Annotated in this window: 23 protein-coding genes, 6 pseudogenes and 1 other annotated feature; of the genes and pseudogenes, 25 read left to right on the top strand and 4 right to left on the bottom strand. The window is 31.7% G+C overall.

Features of this window, described 5'->3' with window-relative positions; all coding sequences use genetic code 11:
* From ACODS7_RS23355 to ACODS7_RS23340, 4 genes and pseudogenes are all read left to right on the top strand, one after another.
* The coding region (locus ACODS7_RS23355; RefSeq protein WP_488827688.1) for a DUF3888 domain-containing protein at positions 1-107 on the top strand (107 nt) is incomplete at its 5' end.
* Between the two features lie 376 nt (positions 108-483).
* Positions 484-657, top strand: a pseudogene (locus tag ACODS7_RS23350) (site-specific integrase); the annotation flags it as partial.
* 271 nt (positions 658-928) lie between these two features.
* Positions 929-1,399, top strand: a complete 471-nt coding sequence (locus ACODS7_RS23345) for an NUDIX hydrolase (RefSeq protein WP_016081425.1) — start codon at positions 929-931, stop codon at positions 1,397-1,399.
* Between the two features lie 277 nt (positions 1,400-1,676).
* Entirely contained in the window at positions 1,677-1,829 is a 153-nt protein-coding gene (locus tag ACODS7_RS23340; protein ID WP_445079676.1) for an Imm26 family immunity protein, read from the top strand.
* A 241-nt stretch (positions 1,830-2,070) separates the two neighbouring features.
* On the opposite strand, the gene ACODS7_RS23335 is transcribed toward ACODS7_RS23340, so the two are convergent.
* Together ACODS7_RS23335 and ACODS7_RS23330 are read right to left on the bottom strand one after the other, a co-directional pair.
* Positions 2,071-2,640, bottom strand: a complete 570-nt coding sequence (locus ACODS7_RS23335; RefSeq protein WP_016081423.1) for a hypothetical protein — start codon at positions 2,638-2,640, stop codon at positions 2,071-2,073.
* A 512-nt stretch (positions 2,641-3,152) separates the two neighbouring features.
* Positions 3,153-4,034, bottom strand: coding sequence for a protein kinase family protein (locus ACODS7_RS23330; RefSeq protein WP_243168463.1), 882 nt, complete (start codon positions 4,032-4,034; stop codon positions 3,153-3,155).
* Between the two features lie 127 nt (positions 4,035-4,161).
* On the opposite strand from ACODS7_RS23330, the gene ACODS7_RS23325 reads away from it, so the two are divergent.
* From ACODS7_RS23325 to ACODS7_RS23245, 17 genes and pseudogenes are all read left to right on the top strand, one after another.
* Positions 4,162-4,671 (top strand): GrpB family protein, encoded by a 510-nt coding sequence (locus tag ACODS7_RS23325; protein WP_243168464.1) that lies wholly within the window; start codon positions 4,162-4,164, stop codon positions 4,669-4,671.
* A gap of 111 nt (positions 4,672-4,782) precedes the next feature.
* Positions 4,783-5,313: a hypothetical protein gene (locus ACODS7_RS23320; protein ID WP_098629040.1), complete on the top strand. Its 531-nt coding sequence runs from the start codon at positions 4,783-4,785 to the stop codon at positions 5,311-5,313.
* A 12-nt stretch (positions 5,314-5,325) separates the two neighbouring features.
* On the top strand, positions 5,326-6,000 hold the full coding sequence (locus ACODS7_RS23315) for a response regulator transcription factor (protein WP_016081419.1): 675 nt from the start codon (positions 5,326-5,328) through the stop codon (positions 5,998-6,000).
* On the top strand, positions 5,997-7,412 hold the full coding sequence (locus tag ACODS7_RS23310; protein ID WP_243168465.1) for a HAMP domain-containing sensor histidine kinase: 1,416 nt from the start codon (positions 5,997-5,999) through the stop codon (positions 7,410-7,412). Before ACODS7_RS23315 ends, ACODS7_RS23310 begins: the two co-directional genes overlap by 4 nt.
* Positions 7,413-7,518: 106 nt before the next feature.
* On the top strand, positions 7,519-8,508 hold the full coding sequence (locus ACODS7_RS23305) for a zinc-binding dehydrogenase (RefSeq protein WP_048564730.1): 990 nt from the start codon (positions 7,519-7,521) through the stop codon (positions 8,506-8,508).
* Positions 8,509-8,754: 246 nt separating this feature from the next.
* Positions 8,755-9,354: an undecaprenyl-diphosphatase gene (locus ACODS7_RS23300; protein WP_016081416.1), complete on the top strand. Its 600-nt coding sequence runs from the start codon at positions 8,755-8,757 to the stop codon at positions 9,352-9,354.
* 286 nt (positions 9,355-9,640) lie between these two features.
* Positions 9,641-11,791: a penicillin-binding protein gene (locus ACODS7_RS23295; RefSeq protein WP_243168466.1), complete on the top strand. Its 2,151-nt coding sequence runs from the start codon at positions 9,641-9,643 to the stop codon at positions 11,789-11,791.
* Between the two features lie 176 nt (positions 11,792-11,967).
* Positions 11,968-12,227 (top strand) — a binding site (T-box leader).
* Between the two features lie 65 nt (positions 12,228-12,292).
* On the top strand, positions 12,293-13,525 hold the full coding sequence (locus ACODS7_RS23290) for an MFS transporter (RefSeq protein ID WP_243168467.1): 1,233 nt from the start codon (positions 12,293-12,295) through the stop codon (positions 13,523-13,525).
* A gap of 263 nt (positions 13,526-13,788) precedes the next feature.
* Positions 13,789-13,905: pseudogene (locus ACODS7_RS23285) on the top strand (penicillin-binding protein); the annotation flags it as partial.
* A gap of 2 nt (positions 13,906-13,907) precedes the next feature.
* Positions 13,908-14,231, top strand: a pseudogene (locus tag ACODS7_RS23280) (VanZ family protein); the annotation flags it as partial.
* Positions 14,232-14,421: 190 nt separating this feature from the next.
* Positions 14,422-14,877, top strand: a complete 456-nt coding sequence (locus tag ACODS7_RS23275; protein ID WP_029442462.1) for a CcdC protein domain-containing protein — start codon at positions 14,422-14,424, stop codon at positions 14,875-14,877.
* 79 nt (positions 14,878-14,956) lie between these two features.
* Complete coding sequence (locus ACODS7_RS23270; RefSeq protein WP_000639421.1) at positions 14,957-15,463, top strand: DUF3189 family protein; 507 nt, start codon at positions 14,957-14,959, stop codon at positions 15,461-15,463.
* Between the two features lie 199 nt (positions 15,464-15,662).
* Entirely contained in the window at positions 15,663-16,469 is an 807-nt protein-coding gene (locus tag ACODS7_RS23265; protein ID WP_000831923.1) for a DegV family protein, read from the top strand.
* Positions 16,470-16,709: 240 nt separating this feature from the next.
* Positions 16,710-17,135, top strand: coding sequence for an ester cyclase (locus ACODS7_RS23260; RefSeq protein WP_016081409.1), 426 nt, complete (start codon positions 16,710-16,712; stop codon positions 17,133-17,135).
* Between the two features lie 764 nt (positions 17,136-17,899).
* Entirely contained in the window at positions 17,900-18,325 is a 426-nt protein-coding gene (locus tag ACODS7_RS23255; protein WP_016081408.1) for a DUF4879 domain-containing protein, read from the top strand.
* A 503-nt stretch (positions 18,326-18,828) separates the two neighbouring features.
* Positions 18,829-20,052: a MerR family transcriptional regulator gene (locus ACODS7_RS23250; protein ID WP_243168468.1), complete on the top strand. Its 1,224-nt coding sequence runs from the start codon at positions 18,829-18,831 to the stop codon at positions 20,050-20,052.
* Between the two features lie 112 nt (positions 20,053-20,164).
* Positions 20,165-20,998: pseudogene (locus ACODS7_RS23245) on the top strand (MFS transporter); the annotation flags it as partial.
* Here the strand turns inward: ACODS7_RS23245 and ACODS7_RS23240 are convergent.
* Positions 20,997-21,185 (bottom strand): annotated as a pseudogene (locus ACODS7_RS23240) (DUF2306 domain-containing protein); the annotation flags it as partial. The pseudogenes ACODS7_RS23245 and ACODS7_RS23240 overlap by 2 nt on opposite strands.
* Before the next feature lie 176 nt (positions 21,186-21,361).
* Between ACODS7_RS23240 and ACODS7_RS23235 the strand changes: the two are divergent.
* Positions 21,362-21,892, top strand: a complete 531-nt coding sequence (locus ACODS7_RS23235; protein ID WP_048564735.1) for a DUF4269 domain-containing protein — start codon at positions 21,362-21,364, stop codon at positions 21,890-21,892.
* Between the two features lie 44 nt (positions 21,893-21,936).
* Here ACODS7_RS23235 and norG read toward each other — a convergent pair whose 3' ends face one another.
* Entirely contained in the window at positions 21,937-23,370 is a 1,434-nt protein-coding gene (norG, locus tag ACODS7_RS23230) for an efflux pump transcription regulator NorG (protein ID WP_048564736.1), read from the bottom strand.
* A 152-nt stretch (positions 23,371-23,522) separates the two neighbouring features.
* Here norG and ACODS7_RS23225 point away from each other — a divergent pair, with 152 nt between their 5' ends.
* From ACODS7_RS23225 to ACODS7_RS23215, 3 genes and pseudogenes are all read left to right on the top strand, one after another.
* On the top strand, positions 23,523-24,437 hold the full coding sequence (locus ACODS7_RS23225) for a DMT family transporter (RefSeq protein WP_048564737.1): 915 nt from the start codon (positions 23,523-23,525) through the stop codon (positions 24,435-24,437).
* 138 nt (positions 24,438-24,575) lie between these two features.
* A complete protein-coding gene (locus tag ACODS7_RS23220; protein WP_016081397.1) occupies positions 24,576-25,937 on the top strand; it encodes a family 8 glycosyl hydrolase in 1,362 nt (453 codons plus the stop codon).
* Positions 25,938-26,099: 162 nt separating this feature from the next.
* Positions 26,100-26,714: pseudogene (locus ACODS7_RS23215) on the top strand (nucleoside hydrolase); the annotation flags it as partial.
* Positions 26,715-26,761: the final 47 nt, after the last annotated feature.

The following is a 26,761-nucleotide window of genomic DNA, read 5'->3' as shown; positions in this document are numbered from 1 at the left end:
AAACTTATATAGGAGCTCATAACCCTCCGAATGGCATAGAAACTATTACTTTTAATATAGATCCAAGTGGAGTAAAGGTTATAAATTTTGTTCATAAGGATACTTGAAGAAAAAGTGATATTCTTCATACCTTGATGAGAAGGATATTTGAATTGAAAAATGTAATAAAAGAACCCGTTTGTTATAAACGGATTCTTCTCACAAGATTTGCAAGAAATTCAAGGTAACTAGACCGGAGCACTTATTGAATTTCTTGTGATAATACTGTATGCAAAGGAATCAATAAGGTTAAAAAAATTTAAACAAAATCCTTATTTGCTAATAAATAAAAAGAGCGCACTTTTATATGCACTCTTAGTAAGATAGGCGAATGTCTCATGAAATGCAAATCTAAAAAGTTGTAATCAGATTTTCACGAGTGAATTTTTAATATTGTATGCTTTTCTTGGAGTTATGGAGCCTGTCATTAAAGGAAAGAGACAAGTTGGATTAGATGAAATTGGTATACATACATGAAGAAAGACGTACGGGTATCTTATGTACATGCAAACAAAAAACATAGCATTATTCAATCACTCGTGAGAGAAGGTCATCTTACGTTATATAGGTGTAAACCAAGATGCAATGGATAAAGCGATGACTAGGTTTAAAATCTAATCATTGCTTATTTCGTTTTAAATTTAGGAGTATCGTCAGCATTAAAAAAACGCTATGGGCATGCAAGATTTTATGCAGTTTTTCGGCTAACCCAGTAACAAACGAGAAACCTAAGCTGTGTCAGAATAGAAATGTTTAAAAAACGCATAGATTGATAAAAGGGAAAGGCTAGTCCCTTATGAGAATAAGGAATAATAACATTTTCATTACTATTTTCTTCTATATTTATATATAATTAATCTATATTTTATATATAAATAGGAGGGAATTTATGACTACAAATAAGGACTACATTCGTTATATTCGGGGAAAAGTAGGGCACGATTTAATAATTCTTAATTTTGCTGGAGGTATTGTTTATAACGAACGAAATGAAATTCTTTTACAAAAACGGGGAGATAGAAATGAGTGGGGTCTACCAGGTGGTGCTATGGAACTTGGGGAATCTCTTGAAGAAACCGCTAAACGAGAAATATTTGAGGAGACAGGATTAAATGTTGAGGTTGAACATCTTATAGGTGTCTACTCTAAATATTCTGGTGAGTTTCCGAACGGAGATAAAGCTCAGACTATCACTCATTGTTTTCAATGTAAGCCAATTAGCGGAGAACTTACCGTAGATGGTATTGAGACTTTGGATTTAAAATATTTTCCAATAGACCAAATACCAAAATTATTCACAAAACTACACGAAGATGCCTTAGAAGATTGGCTTTCCAAAAGAAAAGGTGTATTTAGATAAAACACTTTCAAATTAATTATCCATAATCTTTAACTAACGGGCGCTTTAATTGAGTAAGAAAATAAAAACTTTTAACTGCCGCTAAAGATAATTATGTTAATGATCTAGTGATGGCGGTTCTGGTAAGGACAAGAAGAGGAACGTATAAAAATAGAGTTGTAGAAATAGAAAGGGTGGATTCCTTGAGAGAGAGTAAGGGTCCACCTATTTTTTGCTATCGATAATGAGACGTATGTAAACTTCAGATGAATATGTTATACAATAGATTTAAAAAGAGATGGGGAGAACAATGTGTATAAACTATCCATTTAAATCAAAATCAAATTACTATTTAGTACCAGGACAATTTTGGACTATCCCTTTAGATAACAGGAAATTTGCATGTGGTAGAGTAATTGAAACAGCCCCAAATAATAGAAGGGGATTTTAATTTTTATGATATTTAAAATTTGCTTTTAGATAATGCTTTAAGTTAAGTCTTTACAATTAAGTCCATTAAACGAAAGCCTTTAAATATAGAGCGTACAACTTTCATGAAGATGCCCCCTAAAAGAAATATTAAGTATGTATTATTTCTTTTCTTTAACTTCGTATTTAGCTTCAATAAAATTTAATAATTTACCTTTTGGATCATCATTTTCTTATATTCCCTTATCGTATTGTATAATTGATTACGAGTTACTCTTTCTATTTTGATGTTCCTCTACTTTCTTATCATATACCTTAGAGAAATCATCCTTGTTTTCTTTAGCTAATTGGTAAACTGCTTCTTTCCACTGTTCTCTATCCATGCCTAACAGGTGGGGGAAACTATTCGCAATAACTACACTAACTTCTTTTACATCTTTACCTTTTGCTTCTAATATTGGTTTTGTACCTTTTCTTGCATCCTCTACCCCTTCTAAGATGAGTTTATGCGTGTCTTTATACTTATCAGGTACTTTTACGTTCTCCATTCGGTCTAAAGCTTCATCCAAAATACTTACTGTTTTGAATACCTCTTTATACTTTTCATCACCTTTTTGTGCATAACCTAAACCTATTATTATGTCATCCTTATTAAAGTTAAACTCTAGTAATTGCTCATAAATATAGCTTGGATACTGTGTCTCAGATATTGTAGTTTTTAACATTGCTTTACTAGTTTCTTCAGTCTTAGGAGTAGAATTTTTATCTCCTAGCCCACAACCGAACAATAATAGAACTGGTACTGTTAATGCTATGAGTTTCGTGGTTTTCATTATGTATTCCCCTTTCGGAAAGAATTGTAATTAATTAACATATTGTACCATGACATAAATTATGAATATTAGATATACATATTTCCTATCTTTACCGTGGAATTCATTTATTGTATTAATTAAGAATATGATACACATGCTTGAAAATGAAAATAAATTTATAGCTCGTGAACTGAACAAATACAAGGAAAAAGAAATATTTATATTTTCATCACCCTGTACCATCCATTTTGTCTAAAATATGGGTAGTCAAACCCACACATTAGTACACAATTGGGAACATAATCAGTATATTAAGAAAGAATGTGGGAATTATCTAAACAAAAAAGCGCTAACAAGTTTGCAAACAAACTTGCTAACACCTATAAGAAATAGACATAAATTATCGCTGATATGTCATCTTTAATAATAGCCATAAACAATTAGAACACACTAATACCAAGGAATCATAAAAACATTCTTAATATACATGATACTAGTATAAACTCTATATTTCTTTTAATAATTTAAGGTTATATCTTTTCTTCATTAGCCGCTTTTAACCACGCTTCGTAGAATTCTGTAACTGATGCATATCGTTCTGCTCGATTGTTATTTACAGCACGATACGCTACCTCATATAATTCCTTACTTGCTTCCCATTTTATAAAGGAACGATCTTTTTCACCGCCTAAAAGTGAGAACGCCATTGCTCCCATATTAAATACATTTGTTCTTTCATCAATTATAGCGTTTAGTTCAAATTCCTTTGGTGACATAAAACGGGAGGAACCCCAAAGCCGACCTATTTTATTTATGTAAGGTTTCTTACTGTATAAATCTATATCACAAATTTTTGTCTCGTTTGTATTGAAATTATATAAAATACTACCGTCATAAAAATCTATCGCTACATAGTTTTTCTTTTCTACATAAGTATGGAAAGAAAAAATGGAATGTAAGGAATGAATTCGTTCTATAGCAGATAAATGTCTAAATTTATAAAATGGAGAGTTTGGATTTTTATATTTTTCAGGAGGTGGGAAACGCCAATGCGAATGAAGACATTCACCATCAAACCAATCGAAAATTAATACATATCCAGATTGAACTGGCAAATGATCAATTAGTCCTATGAGCGAGTCATGCTTTAATTCTTCATAGATAGTAACTGAATTTTTTAGCCTTTCAATAGCATCACCCGATGTTCCTTCATATGCAATTGTTTGTGCTCCTGCGTATTTAATAAATTTCTTATGACCATCTTTTTCTATACCAAAACTTATATTACCTGAATCTTGTTGGTCAAAAACTGCAAATATGGTCCCTAATTTAATAAGCCAATCAAAATTATGATATTCTTTTAATTGGAATGTTACGTTATTTAACTGAATTTCTACGGAATTATCTTTCATAGATTACCTCACATTTCATATAATTAAGTTGTACATTCCACTATTCGACATATTTTATGGAAATCCTATGTTAATAATATAAAATTTTATAAATATAATGATAAACACTTATAAAAAGGTGAATACAATGAATCAACAAATTGTTATTAAAGCATATCAAAAAGACTGGGTTGAAGAGTATATAAAAGAAAAAGAGAAATTCTGTTCCTTGTTCGGACAAGAAATAATTGCTGTTGAACATATAGGAAGCACTGCAGTAGCAGGATTAGGAGCTAAACCTCTTATTGATATGATGATTGGCGTAACAGACTTGCAAATAACTGAAAACTGGATTGAAATTCTATCGGAAATTGGATATGAGTTTGTTCCAAAAGAAGCTACGAATTGGCGTTTTTTTAGAAAGGGAAAATGGAGAGCGGGTACTCATCATTTGCATGTTTATATTTATAATAGTTACGAGTGGAGAAACAATATTTTATTTCGTGACTTTCTAATAAGCCATGAATGGGCACGTAAAGAATATAGAGAATTAAAAGAGATGCTTGCTATTACATATGCTTTTGATCGTGTCTCATATACAAAGGCGAAAGCGCCGTTTATTCAAAATATAATAAAGTTAGCTAAAAAAAATCAATAGTAATTGATATTGAAATTCTCATTTTATTTTAATCTTTTTCTCATGTTCTTTTCTTTTTTATTTGATAGACTGCTTGTTACAAAGCCTTTATTAGTAAGGGGATTAAATAAAATGGAGAAGATATTAAGAAATAAATATTTGCATGTGTGTGTTAAAATTATAGGCATTACTATTATTATTTGTAGTGTAGAATTGCTATTTATTAATGTTATGTACGGCAATGCACTGAATGTAAAAGGATTAAATAAAAAATTAGGCTCTTTTGGTGAATATGGGGCGATTATCGCTGCTTCACTATGGTTTTTACGGCATATATGGTTGTTTTTAAAGAATAAAAATATACAAGGATTTAAAAAAGTTAAAGAAATATATCTATTCGCCAAAAAGTTTCATGTATTAATTGGTTACGCTGTAATAGCTGTTACGATTACTCACGGTGTTTATTTTTTAATAAAAGGGAGTCGTCATATTTTACTCATATACAGTGGTATATTTTCTCTATTAGCTATAATTGTACTAGGGATTGTTGGGTTTTATTTACAGCGAATAAATAATAAAGAAAAATTTGTGATGTATAAAAAAGTGCATCAAATGATTGTAATTATTTTTGGAATAGGATTATTTATTCATTTAATCGTCTAGGAGGAACTACTGTTGCAACACATTTTAATTATTGAGGATGAGGAAAGTTTAGCAGATTTTTTAGAATTAGAACTAAAATATGAAGGGTATCAAGTAGATATACAACTTGATGGGAGAAAAGGATTAAGCGCAGCACTTGAAAAGAATTACGATCTCATATTGCTGGATTTAATGCTGCCTGGATTAAATGGACTAGAGGTATGTCGTCGACTAAGAGCTACTAAAAATACACCTATTATTATGCTGACTGCTCGTGATAGTATTATGGACCGTGTGACAGGTTTAGATAGTGGAGCTGATGATTATCTTCCGAAACCATTTGCAATTGAAGAACTGTTAGCACGTATGAGAGTGATATTTAGACGAGAAGAACATAATGAAAACAAGCAGGTTTCATTTCTTACATTCAAAGATTTGCAACTTCAGATTGAATCTCGAACTATAACTAAAGGAAATGAAGAAATTGAACTTACAAATAAAGAATTCGAGTTATTGCTTATGTTTATGAAAAATATTAATCGCGTACTTACTCGTGATATTTTATTGGACCAAGTATGGGGATATGGTGCAATTGTTGAGACAAATATCGTTGATGTATATGTTCGTTATTTGCGAAACAAGTTACATAGTGTAGATAAGGAGGAGTATATCCAAACAGTCCGTGGTGCGGGATATATAATGAAATGATAAAAAATATTGTGTTTCGAATTCGAAATCTACCTATAAAGTGGAAACTAACACTTTGGTCCACTACACTAGTATTTATTTTATTCATTTTATATAGTGCATTACAGTTTATTGTAATTAATAAGTGGACTATAGATTATGAACAGAAACAAATAAATAGGCAAGTGACGGAAATAGCGGCATATTTCCAAGATAAAAATGATACCCTTTCGAGTAAAACATTTGAAAATAGTAAAGAGTTTCTAAACAATATGATTGATAAGCATCAAATGATTCGTATTATTGACATGAATGGGGAGCCGATTATTACTGTTTCACGAGATTTTAATGAAACGTGGGTAAAACCGAAGCAGGTTATAAAAGATGAGTCATTTATAAAAAGGCATTTAGAAGATCGAATATTAGTTAAGCGCATACCAATAAAAACGAAAGACTTTACTGGCACTATTGAACTTACGAAAAACCTAGAGATATTTGATCATTTATTAAAAATTATTTTAGTGGTAATGGTTATTGCTGGAATATTCGGATTGATATTTAGTTTTTTAGGCGGGATACTTATAACGAAGAAACTATTATCAAGTGTCCAAAGTATAACAGATACGATGAAACGTATTAAGAAAAATGGACTAAATGAACGAGTTCCAGTACGAGAAAATAACGATGAGCTTGCAAAATTAGCACTCCTTTTTAACGAGATGATGGATGAAGTAGAAACTTCTTTTACACAACAGAAACAGTTTGTTGAAGACGCATCTCATGAATTAAGAACACCGTTAACAATTATTCATGGGCACTTAGCGATGTTAAATCGATGGGGGAAAAGTGATCCAGCAGTATTAGATAAATCTCTTCAATCTAGTTTAAAGGAAGTAGATCGTTTAAATAAATTAGTTTCAGAATTGCTAGAACTATCAAGAGCTGAATCTGAACAATTGCATCCAATAGCAGCTGAGCCAGTACATGTAAATAGCGTATTAAAACATGTTACACAAAACTTTGTAGTACTTCAAAGTGATTTTCAATTTGATATGAAATTTGGGGATGATGCAGCTTATGTGTCAATGCCATCATCTTACTTAGAACAAATTATTATTATCATAATGGATAATGCAGTTAAGTATACAAAAGAGATTAATAAATATATTTGCATAGAATCTAGTTTACAATCAGGGAAAGTTAAAATTTGTGTAATAGATCATGGAGCGGGAATACCTGAATCCGATTTACCATTTGTTCTTAATCGGTTTTACCGAGTTGACAAAGCGAGAAGTCGAAAACAAGGTGGTAACGGGCTAGGCTTGTCTATTGCCAAACGACTTGTAGAAAAATATAACGGAAATATTCAAATAGAGAGTAAAGAAAATGAAGGAACAATCGTTACGATTACATTACCTTGTATAATAAAATAAGCAATCAAAGAAGGGATGCTTTTTGCATTCCTTCTTTTTTTACGATCAAATCATTTTGTTTATTTCGAAATTTCTAGTACATTAAAATTATTAAGGGGGAATAATAATGAAAGCTATCGTACATCAATATAAAACTGGATTTGACGGTGTAGAATATAAAATATCACCTGGGAGAACACTTAATGATGGGGAAGTTAAAGTGAAATTAAAATCAGCAGGTTTAAATCATCGGGATTTATTTATTATGAATAATAGAAAAGAAATGCAATTACCTTTAATCTTAGGATCAGATGGTGCAGGTATTGTTACGGAAATTGGAAATGGTGTTTCTGATAACATACTACATACAGAAGTTATTATTAATCCTAGTATTGGATGGGAACATGCTACTGAAGTACCGGAGTTACCGGAAGTGCTAGGTGGACCAAAAGATGGAACGTTTGCTGAATATGTAATTGTACCAGCTGAAAATGTAGTAGAAAAGCCGTCATATCTTACTTGGGAAGAATCAGGTGTTTTATCTTTATCCGCATTAACTGCATATAGAGCGCTTTTTACAAAAGGTAGATTGAAGTGCGGCGAACACGTTTTAATTCCGGGAATAGGCGGTGGTGTTGCTACTTTTTCCATGTTATTCGCGAAAGCAATCGGCGCAAAAGTGAGTGTTACTTCAAGGGTAGAGAATAAAATGGAACTTGCTGAAAAATATGGTGCAGATATTTCGTTTCATAGTGCCGGAAATTGGGGAGAGAGCTTACAAGGTGAAAAAGTAGATTTAATAATAGATAGTATAGGTCCGGCAACTTTTTTGAAATATTTTGATGTATTAAAACCAAATGGAAGAATCGTGAATTTTGGTGCAAGCTCAGGAGATAAAATTGAATTACCATTACGCGCATTATTTTATAATCAAATTGATATTATGGGAACATCCATGGGTAGCCGTGAGGAATTTAATGAGATGATAAAGTTTATAGAAAAACATCAAATTAAACCAATTATTGATAAAGTTTACTCGTTAGAAGAAGCAATTAGTGCGCTAAGCCGTATGGAGATTGGAGAACAATTCGGAAATATTGTACTTCAAATGAATTAAAAAATATGATTTTGCAATTAGTATATTTAAATGAACATGTTATGTATCCAAAACAAGAAAAAATACGAACCGCCTTATTATAAAGGCTTACCGGCTTTATACATAAATAGCGTATAAAATTTGTTTTATAATTGTCACATGAGTAATAGTAAAATGAGAATTAGATGAAAAAAGTTTAAGCCTATTTTCATAATGGTATTGTATACTGTGTAAATCAAGAACACTTGTATGTAAGGAGAGAGTTTAATGAATTACACAGTATTTCAGTGGTTTAATAATTTTGCTGGTTCATCCAAACTATTAGATACGCTAATGGTTGCTATTACAAATAGCGCTGCATACGTAGCCATTCTATTTATGCTTATCTTATGGTTTAATAATGGAAAGAAAGAGAAAGCAATTAGAAAACAATATACAGTTTTATATACGACGCTTTCGGTTATTATTGCATTATTAGTAAATGTTCTTATACACGCGGTATATTACCATCCGCGTCCGTTCGTATCACATGATGTACATCAATTAGTACCACATGCAGCAGATTCATCATTCGTTAGTGATCATTCTGTACTTGTATTTTCAATCGCCTTCGTATTTATTCTTAGAGGAGAAAAACTGAAATACATCGCGCTATTATGGGCAGTATTAGTCGGTATATCACGTATGTACGTAGGTGTTCATTATCCTTTAGATATACTTGGTGCAGCATTCTTAACACTTATTACGAGCGCTTTAGTAATGCAAAGTACACGTATGTTTGAACCAATAGCGAAACTTGTATTCAAAATGTATGCATTAGTAGCGAGACGAATTCCTTTCTTAGCGAAATATAATCATATCGCGTAATTTTCTTATAAAAAGTTCCCCTTTGGACATCCGGAGGGGAACTTTTTATAGTAAATACGAAAAGAGTGTAGAGTGCTATACATTCAAGTTTCATTAAGTAATATTCAGAAATTTCACGCACCGTATTTTAAATAAAAAAATAAAGACACAAAATAACAATAGTCAGTTTCGCATTGTTTTAAAGGAATTAAAAAGAAAACTTCGAAACATATAGTATTGCAAACAAAAACTACAAATTTCAAACCATATCTTCGTATAAATCAATCCAAAAAGAAAGGAGATAAATATGCAAAAACTTCAAACGAATAAAGGCGCTCGATATATGATGATTGCTTTTATTGTTTTGTTTCTTATTATGATTTTGCGTATATTCTATATCCAGGCAGTAGGAGTCGTGCATAATGTGAATGTAAAGGATCTTGCGGATGAACAACATAATAAAAAAGGTGTTTTAGAAGCGAATCGTGGCACTATCTATGATCAAACCGGAAAGGTGTTAGTACAAGATTCTACAACGTATCGAGTTGTTGTGAATTTAAAAGGAAAAGATAAAGTGAAAAATAAAGATGAAACCGCACAACAATTAGCTGATGCGCTTGAAATTGATAAAGAAGAAGTATTAAAAAACTTTCATGAAGGACGTACGCAAGTTGAAATTGGAAAAATCGGTCGGAACTTATCTAGGGAAATGAAAGAAAAAATTAATAATTTAAAAATACCAGGTGTATCTTTTATGTCGGAAAAAGCAAGAGTGTATCCAAATGAAGACTTTGCATCCTATATACTTGGTTTTGCTAGACCAGATGATAAAGGGAATACGGAAGGGAAATTTGGACTTGAAAAGAGCTTGGATAAATATTTGCGCTCTACAAACGGGAAAATAGAATATGTGGGTACACGAAGGGGGATTCCGCTTACGAATGATATAGGTAAAGTAGAACCTGCTAAAAATGGGAATAACGTATATTTAACGCTTGATAAACAAATTAATAGCTTTTTAGAAGAAGCGATGAACAAAACACAAGAGCATTATGATCCTTCTATGTTAATTGGAATTATTGCTGATCCAAAAACAGGAAAGGTTTTAGCGATGTCTAGTAAACCTAGTTACAATCCTAATGTAGGTGATATCGAATACTTTTTAAATGATCCAATTGCAAATGCATATGAACCAGGTTCAACAATGAAAGCTTTTACGTTAGCAGCTGCCATTAATGAAGGTGTATATAACGGAAAAGAATATTTTCAATCTGGAAAATATTCCGTTGGTTCATCTGATATAAAAGACCATAATGGTGGATTTGGATGGGGATCAATTACATTTGATGAAGGTTTTGAAAGGTCATCAAACGTAGCTTTTTCTATTTTAGAAGATCAGTTACTGAAACCAAATAAATTTAAGCAATATATAAATAAATTTGGATTCAATCAAAAAACAGGAATAGATTTACCTGGTGAAAGTAAAAATACTTTATTATTAAATACACAAATTCAACAAGTTACAACTTCTTTCGGTCAAGGTTCTACAGTTACTCCGATTCAATTAGTCCAAGCGGCTACTGCTATAGCAAATGACGGGAAAATGATGCAACCATATATCGTTGATAAAGTTGTAAATCCAACAAACAAAGAAGTTATTATGGAAAATCAACCGAAAGAAATTGGGAATCCGATAAAAAAAGAAACAGCGGACAAAGTTAGAAGCTTAATGGAGCGTGTCATAACATCTTCAAAAGGAACTGGTACAATGTATAAAGTGGATGGTTATCCAATTGGAGGTAAAACAGGAACAGCACAAATCCCGAATCCTGAAAACGGCCGATATATGGAAGGGAAAGAGAATTACATTTTCTCCTTTTTAGGAATGGCTCCAATTGATGATCCGGAGTTAATCGTATACTTAGCTATTAAGCAGCCAAAGTTAAAAGGAGATGAGTATGGAGCTCAGCCTCTTGCTGAAATATTTAAACCTGTTATAAAAAACAGCCTTGAATATTTAAAGGTGAAACCGTATACAGAAAAACAAATAGCTGATGCAACGAAGCAATCTCAATTAAAAGTACAAAATTATGTAAATCAATCGATGGGTACAGCAGAGAAAAGTGTAGAAAAAGAGAAGCTACAGCCAATAATTTTAGGAGAAGGAAAAATAATAAAACAATATCCACAGTCTGGCGAGGTCATGAGTGAAGGTGATCGTATATTTTTATTAGGGAATAACGCACAAATGCCAAATGTAAAAGGTTGGTCCATGCGTGATGTTATGTATTTCTCTAAGCTTTTAAAATTAGATTTGAAAACTTCTGGTACGGGTTATGTAACGAGCCAAAGTATTGAAAAAGGACAAGATTTACAAGAAGGAGATACACTAGAACTAGAATTAGAACCGCCGTTACAACCGCCGTTACAACCGTTAACAGAGGCGAATACGAATTAATCCAGGCATTTGGAAGGAGCTATATGAAAATAGCTCTTTCTTTAGAGTTGCAAGTAATTTCACGCACCGTAATTTTTAGAAAAAATAAAAAATAAACGAATTAACAATAATACGTTGTTAAATATCTGATTATTTTTTATTTACAGTTAAAATTATTTGTGATAATATGGAAAAAATCAAATGCAGTGAAGAGAATAGTAAATAAAATGAATTTTTCACAGAGAGCTCCATGTAGCTGAAAAGGAGTAAAAATTCTTTATTGAATCAAGCCTCTGAGCAGTACACCGGAACCTGATATGAAGGGGGTGGTGTGACGGGAGCTCCCGTTATAGAGCTATGGTATAAGCATGAATGAGAATGCAGTACCTGATAAGGTTAATATGGTGACATATTAACAAACTAGGGTGGCACCGCGATGATAAATCTCGTCCCTAAGATTAAAAGTCTTGGGGGTGGGGTTTTTTTATTGTTTTAAAACAATTTGGAAAGCGGGAGCCAAAAATGAAAAACTTACTTAAAGATTGGAAATATCCTTTATTACTACTGTCCGGAGTTGGTATTGCGAATTTAGGGGCATGGATTTACTTAATAGCACTGAATGTACTTGTCTATAATATGGGTGGCTCAGCCTTAGCTGTTGCTACTTTATATGTAATAAAACCATTAGCCACTTTATTTACAAACGCTTGGTCTGGGAGTATGATTGATCGTTTAAACAAACGGAAATTAATGATTCACCTCGATATATATCGTGCGTTATTTATCGCTATTTTACCTTTACTTCCGTCACTTTGGATTGTTTATGTATTCGTATTCTTTATAAGTATGGCCAGTGCAATTTATGAGCCAACTGCTATGACGTATATGACGAAATTAATTCCAGTAGAGCAAAGACAACGTTTCAACTCATTACGTACTTTAATAGGATCTGGTGCATCATTAATTGGACCAGCAGTAGCGGGGGGATTATTAATTGCAGGTACACCAGAGTTTGCTATATATATGAATGCTATAGCATTTCTCTTATCAGGATTCATTACATTACTTTTACCTAATCTTGATAAGAAAGAAGCTTCGGATACAACAAGTAATACATTATCTCTTACAGTATTAAAAAAAGATTGGAACACTGTTATAAATTTTAGTAGAAAACATGTGTATGTCGTATGCGTGTACTTCTTATTTCAAAGTATGTTCGTATTAGCAACCGCTACTGATTCACTTGAACTATCGTTTGCGAAAGAGGTATTACTACTAACAGATAGTGAATATGGTTTTCTAGTTAGTATAGCTGGTGCAGGATTTATTTTAGGTGCCATAACAAATACAATTTTGTCAAAGAAATTAGCACCTTCACTTCTAATTGGAATAGGATCATTATTCATTGCAATTGGTTATTTAATTTATGTTTTTTCAAATGTATTTTTAATAGCTGCTATTGGATTCTTTATTTTATCTTTCTCTATGGCATATGCAAATACAGGATTTTATACGTTTTACCAAAATAACGTTCCCGTTCATATAATGGGACGGATCGGAAGTATATATGGACTTGTTATTGCGTTAGTAACAATCTTTATTACAATAGTATCTGGTGTTGCGACTCAGTTCATTTCTATACAACTTGTAGTTATTGTAGGTTCATTGATCATGTTATTTATTACTATCGTCTTGTGTGTGTTTACGTTATTCCCATCACAATCTAAGTTGTATTCTACTGAATCAATAAAGTGAAACTTTAATCAGGGGGGCATCCCCCACTGATTATCATCCCTCACCAATCGGGCTTTTACGGGCAGCAGGGTCCCCACTTAACTTCTTTGCTTTCGCTAAATTTTGAGATGGGGGTCCTACTGCCCACAAATAGCGGAATACATTCGAAATGAACTTTGTGTTCTCATTAACAATTTATCGTATTTAATAAAAGGGTTCTTTCCCCTTTATATGGAAAAATTAATAAGGGTAAAGAACAATACCGAAAGACAAGGGTGGTTGTCGTGATAAAAACAAAAGATGAAATTAATAAAATTGTAAAAGAAATACAAAAGAAAATAGATTTCTCTGGGGTAGTTTTAGTAAAAAAAGAAAAAGACTTAATCTATGAAAAAGCAATGGAATTGTAAGAAATGTAGGCGGGAATATTTTATTATTAATGCCTTTAGGATTTTTAGCACCAATCTTATGGGATAAATATACGAAATTCAAAAATACTATTTTATTAGGATTTACTATATCAGTTAGTATTGAATTGCTACAATTAATTCAGTCTTTATTTAGTGGAGTGGGACGTATTACTGATATTGATGATGTAATCTGTAACGTTCTAGGTTCTATTTTGGGATATTGTATTTATAAAATCTTTTTAAAAATGGCTAATAAATGTAACATTCGAGTGTTAGATAAAACTAATTCTAAAGGTGTAAAATTAGTTGATAAATAGGAGTTTAAACTAGTTATTAAAGGCGTACGAGTAAAAAGTACGTCTTTTTATTTTTATAAATAATGCTTAAGGCTGATGAGGAATCACATTTCCCATCTTACAATTGAAAGTAGCTATCGTATTTCAAGTATGGAATGAAAAGGGGAGAATATAATTTTTAAAGATAAACAAGTTTATGGGAGGATTCTAAATGGATATTTTACTTGTTATTCTTATTATTGTTTTGATGCAAAGTAAAGAACGAAAAGTGAAAATAAACCGTATTTGGCTCATTCCGGCTTTGTTGTGCTTTGTAACAATCCAGTCCATTATTCATGCGGGACAAATAACTTTGTTGCAAGGACTACTGTTTGTTGTAATGCTTGGAATCGGCTTAGGTCTTGGAATTATACGAGGAAGAGCTTTAACATTTCGAGTAGATAGTGAAACAGGTCATGTACTACGAAAAGGAAATTGGGTAAGTACAATAATCCTTCTTGTTATTTTAGGAGCAAAAATTATAATTAAACAAAGTATGTTTTCTGGTAGTACGCACCAGACATTAATGGTTGTAACAAACGCCTTTTTATGTATTACATTAGGCACTGTGATTAGTAGACGTTATTATATTTGGAAAAAATATAATGAATTAACACAAAAAACGTAAATACATTCACCCCCTGTTTAACATTGCTAAGAACGGTAATACTAATTAACATTGAACTTTTACAACAAGGGATGATAATATGATATACATTTACACAGACTTCGGCGGTACTCATACAACTTCACTTGCTGCAGCGTATCATTTAAATAAATTACCAACGGATCGTAAGTTAACGAAAGAAGAAATTTTGAATGTAGATTACTTTAATAAATTGAAAACAGAAGATATGGGAAAAATTATTTTTCATGGAATTGATGAACATGGTCATCCTGTATATACGATTGGATGTGGCGCATCAAAAGTTGTTGTACCTGCGATGAAGCATTTAGGAGAAATCTTGCAAAAACATTATCAAAGTCATGAAAAAATTATTTTTTCTAATACATCACCAACCGTACCTTTACCAATGACTTTTGGTGGTCTGTTTTCTAGAAGGTTCCATATCGATTTTATTGGCGTACCGTTACTAGTATGGGGAGCAAAAATTTGCTGTGATAATATACAAAGGCTTGTTAGTTATACAAAAGAAGCTGGACGATTAACGAATGATTATGTTGTAATTTTAGATAATGAAACTTTTAAATAGTATATGATAAGAAGAAAATCGAGCAAATTCCTTGATTTTCTTTTTTATTTGTGAAATAGACAAGAAATAGTCACATTTAATATGCATCTACTATAGCCAAAACAATAAAGTCCTGTTACTATTACAGGGATATTCTCTTTTTATAACATAAATATATAGAAAAATTAGAAAAGAGGAATTGAATTAAGGGAGGAACAACATGAAGCGTGTTGCTTGGATTACTGATAGTACAACTGCGAATTTTAAAACAGAAGGAGATAACTTTGTTATCCCAATCGAAGTTATTATTGATGGAATGTCGTACAAAGATTGTGAAGAAGGTGTGCGTGAACGTGTTTATAATGCGTTAAACGAAGGTAAAACAGTCACTACTTCACAACCTAATATTGGGGAAATGGTAGAGTTATTTACGAAATGCAAAGAAGAATATGAAGAAGGATTTGCAGTTGCTATTAGCGGAAAAGTAAGTGGAACCTATCAAAATATGAAGCTAGCTGCAGAAATGGCAGGTTTTCCATTAACGGTATTAGATAGTGAAACAACAAGTTATCCAATGGATGAACTAATTAGAAAAGCGAAATCGTTATACAATGATGGTATGACTTTACAAGATATACACAAAACATTAGTAGATGAAAAAAGAAGACCTTTTCATGTATTCCCAAAAAGCTTAAAAGGTTTATATGCAAGTGGTCGTGTAAAGGGCATTCAATTTTTACTTGGAAGTTTATTAAGTGTTAACTTAATATTAGAAGTAAAAGGTGGAGAGCTTTTACTTGAAAAGAAAGTTCGTAAAATCCAAAAATGTCGAGAATATATTAAAAATGAACTTGAAAAAGAATTACCAAAAGTACTTCACATGTTCCATGCTAATGATAAAGATGGAGCCGAGGAATGGATTGCAGATATTAGACAAGCATTCCCTGAAATGGATTTCAAATTATATCCATTACCAATTTCATTTGCGGTTCATGCAGGTGAAGGAACAATAGCAATTAGTTATTAAAGTAAAACCCGTGAATAATTCACGGGTTTTTTATTTAATTAAAATGAAATTAGAATACAGAAGCTTAGGAATATTGGATATAAAATATGATAAATACGAGGCATAAGCAAGTTTACAATTTTCATGTCAACACTACAAACTTGACATGTTTATTAAGAAAGAGTGAGAATGAAAATATAACACTTATCCGATACATTCAGGGGATATTAGAATTGGATTTATTTTTAAGGGGGATGTTTAATGAAACCGGAAATAATTATCAGAAATTTCTTTAAAGAAGTGCGTTCAGGGATTAATCCAGATTTTTCAAATCGATATATGGCAGATAAAGTATTGGCACATCAAGTTATATCTGAAGAGGAACAAACAGTATACAGATCGCCGAAAGACTACGCTGAGCATGTAAGAGAGATGATTGAAGTATATGGGAATTTCTCTTTAGAAATTCAAGAATTATTAGTACAAGATAGTAAAGTATATGTACGCTGGAAACAAGTAGGTACACACATAGGAGAAATAGATGGGTATGAACCTACAGGTCTCCCTATAATTCAAATAGCAAGTGCAGTGTATAGAATAGAAAATGGGAAAATTTCAGAGTATTGGATTCAAATTGATAGATCAGGAATTCAAAATCAATTAGAGTGCAATAAGAATATTCAATAAATTATCTTTAAGAATAATAGAAAAAAGCATAAAAATAAGATTTTTAAAATACTTATTTCGGTTACATAAAGGATACAAATCAATGTACTTTTTTACTGAAAGATTCATTCAAATTAAAAAAGAGAGCATGTTTTAATAAATCTTTTAAAATATGCTCTCTTTTATTGTTTCTATGTGTACTTACATCAGTTTGATGTAACATTATTATACAGTAACAAGAAATATAGGCATCTGTTTATGAACAAAAAAAATAGTGACAATGGTTCATATGGTTTAAATTCGGTATACGCTAGTTAATAATGAAAATAATAGGCTTAGTCACAGGGTTCTTGCTGTAGACCGCAAAGTAAACGCATCAAATCATGTAAAATAAGTGAATCGGTTACCAAAAACCATAATTTTTGTAACTCTTTTGATCTTAATTAAAGTGCTCTATATCAATGGCATGCAATCTTACCAAAAGTAATTACCAAAATGATTACCAGAAACCTTTTTCAAAAGTATATGGTGCACTTTTGAAAATTTTATCGGTTCATACTTTGCGGTCTATGGCAGCAACCCTGTGATTAAGCCTAATAGAATCAATTTGTAATGTGTATTTCGTTTTACACTGTAAATCATTCATATTGAGTAATAGAATTGTAGAAACATATAATAGAATATTCGCACTAATATTTATACAGCTACAATCTATTTACATATAAGATTATTAGGATTATATTGACAATGAAAGAGAAAACAATAGATGGAAGGGGATGTTTTTTATGTTTAAAAAAGCAGCACTAGGGATTTCATCGTTAGCAATCACAGCGTTCATCGGATTAGGAATGGCAACAGAAGCTTCAGCTGGACCAGCAGCACCACTTACTTCACTGAACGTCGTACAAGTAGAGTCTGAGTTAGGCGGGGTAGAAACAATTAATCAGAACAGCTTCAGCACATCGCGTAACCACGGGGGAAAATACTTATATATTACAACGAAAGAAATGGGCTATGGCCAAAACCCATTTGCTAAAATGAATGGTTCTAATGTAAAAAGTATTGATTCCACTATAATTGGCGGAAGACCAATCGTTGGCTGGTATTATAAATGGGATGCTTCTGGACACCAACAAGGAACTTTTGAGTACCAAAAGACATCTATAAATGCACCATTTAATACAATGCGTACATCAATTTATATCCAATAATTTTGAAAGCGTTCGCACATATAGAATAGTAAAAAAGGTACTTCTAGGAGTACCTTTTTTTATTTGAATCACGTTCATCTATATTTACAATCCCGATTCCACAGCAAGAATACTACCCATAAAACAAAATCCTTAAACGTCTATAAAATTAATATGAACGCGTAGTACAAGTCCGCTACAGTTAAAGTACGTAACTTTACATATTTCAACTCAATGAAGAAGGAAGAAACTGTAGTACTTACGCCGCAGTTTTTAATTCATCCATGAACTCACAGTTTATAGATATATAAACATAAACGTACTACCTGCTCCTCTTTTTTAAATTCAAGATTAAAAAAGAGGAGCTAAACTTATATAAGCTTAGCTTGATGGGTATGTGGCGTAACTTTAAAATTAATTACATCTTTTTCATAGCATAAATAATTTTGTATAGGGAGATGAAAGGATTTTTTAAAATAATAAAGAAGTATGTATAAACAAATATATAAATGGTAGTGATTAGGATGAAAATCAGTAAGTTTGCAGAAGTAAATAATGTAAGTGTAGATACGATTAGACATTATATGGACCTCGGACTCGTTATTCCCGAGAAAAAAGGAAGTCACTATTTTTTTGACGAGTATTGTCAAAAGGATATAGAACTTATATTAGAGTGCAAATGGCTAGGGTTTAGCTTGTATGAAATTAAAGAACTGTTTCTTTATAAAAATTTAGGGAAATCCTTAGACTATGAAAAGGATAATTTTTATCAATCTTTATTTAAAGTAAAATATGAAAAGATTGAACAAGAAATAAAAACTTTAGAGGAACGAAAATGCAAATTAAAGGAAGTGTTACATAATTTATCTATAGAAACTGAAATTTCGAGTTCAATTTTAGGGGTAGATTTAAAAGTACTTCATTTATTTAAATGTGTTAAGTGTAACGGAAATTTAATTCTTGAAGATGGCATTATTAATAAGAATAAAATTATTGAGGGAAAGTTAATTTGTAATTGTGGTGAAAAATACACGATTATTTCAGGGGTTTTAACAGCGGGTAACTCATTGAAAGCGGATGAAAAGAAATCACTTGAAGATTCTATTTCGGATTATATTCATGAAACTGATACTGCTTTTTTGGAAAATGTTCAAAGAGGAGGGGAATGGGCGAAAAAGAAACTAATGCAATTAGATTTAAATGAAAAAATACTACTTGATTTAGGGTCTGGTATTGGGTTCTTTTTACGAAATATTTATGAAGAACTACCGGAAGAGTGTTTATATATTGCTGTTGATCGAGATTTGAATAAACTTTTACTTTTAAAAGATGTAATTGAGAGAAGAAATGTGAAAAGAAATATGTTATTTATCTGTGCCGACTTTCTAAACATACCTATTCAGAATAATTCTGTTGATATTGTAATCGATCAATCAGGTACAAGTAATTATAGTTTTGAACATGAGGAGTTCTTATTGTGCGAATTAAATTCCCTTTTTAAACACAATTGTTATTTATTAAGTTCATTTATTTTATTTAATAAATTTAGTATAAATAGCCAAATTGCACCTAGACTCAGAGAAAATTTTACATCTGCAAAAGTAACAAAAGAAATCGAAAATTTACAGTTTCAATCTATTGATGAAAGTACTTCAAATTATTTGATACGAGGGGGAAGGTACGAAGATTTCTTTGTTCAAGGAGAAGAAATTTATACATATTCATTTTTCGGAAAAAGATGGGGTTAACCCCATCTTTTATTTATTTCCCCTTAAAAATTTTCAAATAGTACATATTGCTATTGGGTTGACCCAAGAACTTACAATGTACGTAACACAAAGTTAGGTAGGGGGAAAAGTGATGGGAAGTTTACGATTACATATAGAAAATAAAAAAAGAAACCAAGAACTAAGAAATATTTGTTTATATTCAATTGCAAAAACAGTATCACTATTTGGTAGCTCTATTTATAGTTTTGCATTAGGATTGTATATTTTACAAATAACCGGATCTGCGTTAAATTTTGCAATTTCGCTCATATTAGGAACGATTCCAATGATTGTTATGAATCCATTTGCCGGTGTCATTGCTGATAAGGTTGATAAAAAGAAACTGGTTATTTGTATGGATTTACTAAGCGGATGCTTATTAATAACTGTTTATATATTAAGCAGCTATTATGGATTAAACTTATTCATCATTTATACTACTACCTTTCTTATGACAGTATTTACAACTTTTTTTGGAATAGGTTTAGAGGCCGTAAAACCGAATATGGTCACTAAAGAGCGGTTAATGAGTATTAATTCTATAAGTAAAATTATCGATTCTATATCTTTAATTCTAGGGCCTATGTTAGGGGGGATTGTTTTTGCAGTCTTTGATATTAAAATTTTTATAATTATAAATGGTATTTCATTTATCCTTTCGGCTATTTCCATATTGTTTATTAACTTTAAATTGTTTGAGCAAAACATAAATGAGGAATGTTCAATTAGAGAAATTAATTTTATTGAAGATATAAAGGAGGGATACTCTTATTTATTGGAGCGGAAAAGCTTAAAAAATACTTTTAGTATTTTAATTTCTCTTAATTTCTTTTTAGGCTTTGCTGTAACTGTTCCGTTGCCATACATTATTAACACAGTTCTCAATCTTAGTTCTAAGCAATTTGGTATGATTCAAGGGACTTTCTATCCCAGTTGATAATGGATAATATTATTGCCGTAAGGGTGATGACAACATAGGATGCATGATATATTTCGCCCCATTCGGTATGTTTTCCTTTCTTTTTTTTGGCAACCATCGCTACAATTCCAGTGATTAAGCATATTGTTCCAAATAGTATGTGTATGGTTAAAAGAATGTTAAAAATGCTCATAATAATTCCTCCTTTTTTATTTTTATAGTATTGCAGTATAGGAGAAAAGTTGAAAAATATAGTTAGTTCGGCTTAATATATTGAAATAAAGGTATTCCTAGAACAAAACCCAATGATTTAAATGTTTTCTCAAATTTAGTGAGATGATTATTATGTTAAATGAAGGAGAGACTTCTATGTTTACATCTATTACATATTTACAATCGGGCAATGACAAGCAACAAAAAATATATGATGTTTTGAATAGCCTAAACATAATGGAGGATTTAGCTTTATATAATCCCGTTCTTTGCGGGACAATCCCTATAAGAATTGATACTCCTCAATCTGACTTAGATATTGTAATGGAAGTATATAACTTTGATGTTTTTGAGCAGGAAATGAGATCTTTATATGGTTCTTATGGAGGGTTCAACATAAAAAAGAAAAAAATTAAAGGTACTGAATCGATAAAGGTGAATTTTGAATTCGAAGGTTTTGAATTTGAATTATTTGCTCAACCTAAGCCAGTGCGTAATCAAAATGCATATAGACACATGATAGTGGAGCACATGCTATTAATGCAGCATCCTCATATAAGAAAAGAAGTTATTCACTTAAAGGAACAAGGTTTAAAAACAGAACCTGCTTTTGCTCAAGTATTAAATATTGACGGAGATCCTTATGAAAAACTTATTTTATTAGGGCAGGAAATGAAATTGTGGTAAATAAGATACGTAAAAAAATCCTCCAAAAACAAAAGAGGATTTTTTTATACCGTTAACTTACGAATTAATTCACTGAGCAATTTAATACCGTTAGTCATTTGTTCTGGTGAAGCATATCCATATGATAAACGAATGTACTGATCTGATTCTTCTTCATAAATACGTCCTGGGTTTAAAAGAATTCCTTTTGATAGAGCCTCTGAAAATAGTTTTTTCATCGGAATGTTATGTACAACCTTTAGCCATATAAAAAATCCACCACTAGGAATATCCCACGATGCAATATCTGCACAATATTTATTTAAAGCTCGTATCATTATTTGTCTTCGCTCTTTCAGGTGCATTCTTACGTTTGCTACATGTTCTTCATAAAAACCTTCATTTATCCATTCAGCAGCTACTCTTTGAGATAAAGAGCTGGATCCATAGTCTGTTTGCATTTTTATATCTGACAATCTATTAATAACGGGTTCTGGTCCGATTATCCATCCAATTCTAAGTCCTGGGCTAAGTGTTTTAGAGAGACTACCAATATATAATACATGTCCATGTTTATCCATCGACTTTAAAGGAGCTGGAGGTGATTCATCAATCCATAACTCTCGGTATATATCATCCTCGATGATAGGCAACTGCTCCTTTTCACATATTTTTAATATTTCTTTTCTTCGCTCTTTGGACATCAATATCCCCGTTGGATTTTGAAAACAAGGGATTGAATATAAAATATTATTCTTTTGACTATATTTAATTCGTTTTAATAAGTCGTTAGGTAAAATACCGTGATGGTCCATTGATATACCGGATAAATTTATATTTGCTGATTGATAAACATGAAGTGAATATAAGTAAGAAGGTTGTTCAAGTAAAACAGTTGATTTTCTATGTAATAGACCAATCGATATTAATTGTAATGCTTGGAGTGCACCAGAGACTATTAATATAGAATCCGGTGATGCATGTATTCCAAATGATCTTACATATTTGCTTATTGCTTCACGTAACGGATAAAAACCTTTTTGTTCTTCGTATCCGAAATAATCTAATTCCTCACTGACGTTTTTTATTATAGATTGCATAGTTTCGAGCGGGAAAAGATGAGGTGCAAGTTCACCTTTACTAAGATGGATAAGCGTTTTATTTGCTTCTGCTTCATTTATTTCTCGCACCATTAACTTACTTGGTTTATGAATACCGGCTTTTACATATTCACTCCAATCGGGCGGAGGATTAGTTGCTAATAATGACCATGTATTATTCATTACAATTGTTCCTGCTCCGATTTGTCCTTGAATTAAACCATCTGCCATAAGTTCATCTAGCGCAGTAATTACAGTACTTCGATTTACATTAAATAATTTTGCTAACTGCCGCTGACTAGGAATTTTACTTCCAATTGGCCATTCTCCGTTTTCAATTTTTTCTTTCATATAGTCTATTATCTGCTGATATTTGGGCACTTTTTTATCGGTCGTCATATAAAAAACTCCTTCGTTAATTTAAAAGATCCAAAGTGGTTGGTTTTTCCGATAAATAACTGGTTGAAGACATTGTATCAACTATTAAATATGATGAAAAGAAATAATTGGTAATTTAAAAATGGTTGGTTTTTTAGGGAAGGAGAGAAAATATGCATAATAAAAAATGGGATTTACGCATTATATGTGCTCACGCTTTTACAATTCTTATATGGGGAACTGCTTTTCCAGCAATTCGTATGGGGCTTGAATCTTATACGCCTGAACACCTTACTTTACTACGCTTATTAATCGCCTCATTTATACTTTTGTTATTTTCATTTATATACAAACTACGACTACCACATTTAAAGGATATCCCAGCAATTTTCATATTTGGTGCTCTAGGATTTACTATTTATCACATCGCATTAAACTACGGCGAAAAAACAGTAAATGCTGGATCTGCAAGTTTAATAATTTCAGTCACTCCAATAGTGACGGCAATTCTTGCTTCTGTTTTTTTGAATGAAAAAATGAAATTAAATGGCTGGATCGGTGGTGTAATGAGTTTTGCAGGAATTTCCTTAATTTCATTTAGCCAAGGCGACGCTATTCAATTGAATAGCGGGGGATTATTTATATTATTAGCGGCGATTTCAGAAAGTCTATTTTTCGTTTTCCAAACATCTTACTTAAAAAAATACGGCTTCTTACCATTTACCATATATACAATTTTGTCTAGTACTGTATGCATGCTTATTTTCTTACCCGGAGTTTATCAAAAAATACTAGCAGCTCCTCTTGAAGTTAACTTGAGCGTTATATATTTAGGTGTCTTTCCAACAGTACTCCCGTATATAGCGTTGGCCTATATTATATCTCGTGCTGGTGCTTCTGAAGCAACAAGTTCTCTATATTTAACACCAATAACTGCGTGTTTCATTGCTTGGATATGGTTAGGAGAAGTGCCAACTTTAGTTTCGATAATTGGCGGAGGAATTACTATACTTGGAATTGTGATTGCTCATATACCAATATTAAGAAAAGAAAAACATAGGAATTTAGCAAAAAATCAATCCGTATAATGTAATTCAATAATGATTTTATGATACTTTTTTATATAGTTTCTTTCTTATGTTGATAAATATAATATTTTGTATTTCAGTTAAATATTGTATGTTACATTTTATGTAGTAAGCATTTTAAAAGGAGCTGACAACATAATGAATGGAAAAAGAAAAATTTTCACATGTATTTCTATTGTAGGAATCGGACTAGCTAGTTTTTCTAATTCTAGTTTCGCAGCAAGTGTAACGGACAATTCAATACAAAATTCTATTCCCGTAGTTAATCAACAAGTAGCTGCTGCAAAGGAAATGAAACCATTTCCCCAGCAAGTTAATTATGCAGGTGTTATAAAACCGAATCATGTTACACAGGAAAGTTTAAATGCTTCTGTAAGAAGTTACTACGATAATTGGAAAAAGAAATATTTGAAAAATGATTTATCTTCTTTACCTGGTGGTTATTACGTAAAAGGAGAGATTACAGGTGATGCGGATGGGTTTAAGCCACTTGGAACTTCAGAAGGTCAAGGGTATGGGATGATAATTACAGTATTAATGGCTGGTTATGATTCGAATGCTCAAAAAATCTATGACGGTTTATTTAAAACAGCAAGAACTTTTAAAAGCTCTCAAAATCCTAATTTAATGGGATGGGTTGTCGCAGATAGTAAAAAAGCACAAGGTCATTTTGATTCTGCTACTGATGGGGATTTAGATATTGCGTATTCTCTTCTTCTTGCTCATAAGCAGTGGGGATCTAATGGAACAGTTAATTATTTGAAAGAAGCACAAGACATGATTACAAAAGGTATTAAAGCTAGTAATGTTACAAATAATAACCGACTAAATTTAGGAGATTGGGATTCTAAAAGTTCACTTGATACGAGACCATCTGATTGGATGATGTCACATCTTAGAGCTTTTTATGAATTTACAGGTGATAAAACTTGGCTTACTGTTATTAATAATTTGTACGATGTTTATACGCAATTTAGTAATAAGTACTCTCCAAATACAGGGCTTATTTCAGATTTTGTTGTAAAAAACCCACCACAACCCGCACCTAAAGATTTCTTAGATGAGTCAGAATACACAAATGCATATTATTACAATGCAAGTCGGGTACCATTGAGAATTGTAATGGACTATGCGATGTACGGCGAGAAAAGAAGTAAAGTCATTTCTGATAAAGTCTCTTCATGGATTCAAAATAAAACGAATGGAAATCCTTCAAAAATTGTGGATGGTTATCAATTAAACGGATCCAATATTGGTAGTTATCCAACTGCTGTATTTGTTTCACCGTTTATTGCTGCAAGTATAACGAGTAGCAATAATCAAAAGTGGGTAAATAGCGGTTGGGATTGGATGAGGAATAAGAGAGAAAGCTATTTTAGTGATAGTTATAATTTATTAACTATGTTATTTATTACAGGAAATTGGTGGAAACCTGTACCTGATGATAAAAAAATACAAAATCAAATAAATGATGCAATTTATGAAGGAAACGATAATTAATTAAATTTGAGAATGGTTACTTAAGAAAGGAATTAGCATACGCTAGTTCCTTTTTAATGTTTTGTAAAACATTATCCATTCTAAAATTCGCATAGATATACTTGCTTTTTTCATATACATAGTTATTGATGACTCTATGTTTTTATGAGGGGAGAGTATTTCTTGGAAAAAGTATTATTTTTCGGAGACCCAGGTATTGATGACTCATTTGCCATTATGTATGGTTTACTGCATCCCGAAATTGAAATTGTAGGTATTGTAACTGGATACGGAAATGTTGAGCATATACATGCTGCACATAATGCAGCGTATATTTTACAGTTAGCAAATAGACAAGACATTCCTGTCATTAGTGGTGCAACAAAACCACTTACAGAAGAAATTACTACGTACTACCCTGAAATTCACGGGGCAGAAGGATTAGGGCCCATCCATGTTCCAGAAAGCGTATTATCTATTCCAATATACAATTTTGGTAGTATCGCTGCGATTCTTGTAAAGTACGGAAAAGATTTAACGATTGTCGATGTAGGAAGATCTACCTCGTTAGCAATTGCTTTTAATTTATGGAGTGACTTAATGCTAAATGTAAAAGGAATCTATTTCATGGGTGGCGTCTTTTTAGAAGTAGGAAATGTAACACCATTAGCGGAGGCAAATGTGTATGGAGATCCTATAGCAAGTAAAATTGTTTTCCATCAAGCAAAGAATTTATTAATATTCCCTTTAAATGTAACAAACAAAGCTGTGTTAACACCAAATGTATTTAACTATATAAGTTGAATTAAAAGATTACAATCGAATACATAATCGATCGATCACTT

The organism is Bacillus sp. FG16 (genome assembly GCF_057809515.1).
Note: the sequence above shows the minus strand (reverse complement) of the source record. Positions and strands in the feature narration are given on the sequence as shown.